At 55.5% G+C, this 1,031-nt stretch carries 1 rRNA gene; it reads left to right on the plus strand.

The annotated features are described in order from the left end of the window. Positions 1-1,027 (plus strand): 23S ribosomal RNA (locus ACFYTQ_RS37580); the annotation flags it as partial. Positions 1,028-1,031 lie beyond the last annotated feature (4 nt).

Consider the following 1,031-nt stretch of genomic DNA (forward strand, 5'->3'; position numbering starts at 1 on the left):
GCGAAGCTGAGAATTTAAGCCCCGGTAAACGGCGGTGGTAACTATAACCATCCTAAGGTAGCGAAATTCCTTGTCGGGTAAGTTCCGACCTGCACGAATGGCGTAACGACTTCTCTGCTGTCTCCACCACAGACTCGGCGAAATTGCAGTACGAGTAAAGATGCTCGTTACGCGCGGCAGGACGAAAAGACCCCGGGACCTTTACTATAGCTTGGTATTGGTGTTCGGTACGGTTTGTGTAGGATAGGTGGGAGACTGTGAAGCTGGGACGCTAGTTCTGGTGGAGTCGTCGTTGAAATACCACTCTGATCGTATTGGGCTTCTAACCTCGGGCCATGATCTGGTTCAGGGACAGTGCCTGGTGGGTAGTTTAACTGGGGCGGTTGCCTCCTAAAGGGTAACGGAGGCGCCCAAAGGTTCCCTCAGCCTGGTTGGCAATCAGGTGGTGAGTGTAAGTGCACAAGGGAGCTTGACTGTGAGACAGACATGTCGAGCAGGGACGAAAGTCGGGACTAGTGATCCGGCACCGGCGTGTGGAAGCGGTGTCGCTCAACGGATAAAAGGTACCCCGGGGATAACAGGCTGATCTTCCCCAAGAGTCCATATCGACGGGATGGTTTGGCACCTCGATGTCGGCTCGTCGCATCCTGGGGCTGGAGTAGGTCCCAAGGGTTGGGCTGTTCGCCCATTAAAGCGGCACGCGAGCTGGGTTTAGAACGTCGTGAGACAGTTCGGTCTCTATCCGCCGCGCGCGTTGAGAAACTTGAGGAAGGCTGTCCCTAGTACGAGAGGACCGGGACGGACGAACCTCTGGTGTGCCAGTTGTTCCGCCAGGGGCATGGCTGGTTGGCTACGTTCGGAAGGGATAACCGCTGAAAGCATCTAAGCGGGAAGCCTGTTCCAAGATGAGGTTTCTTACCCCTTTGAGGGTTAAGGCCCCCAAGAGATGATTGGGTTGATAGGCCGGAACTGGAAGCACGGTAACGTGTGGAGGTGACCGGTACTAATAGGCCGAGGGCTTACCAACGAAG

It is taken from the genome of Nocardia sp. NPDC004068, assembly GCF_042874315.1.
Taxonomy (GTDB): domain Bacteria; phylum Actinomycetota; class Actinomycetes; order Mycobacteriales; family Mycobacteriaceae; genus Nocardia.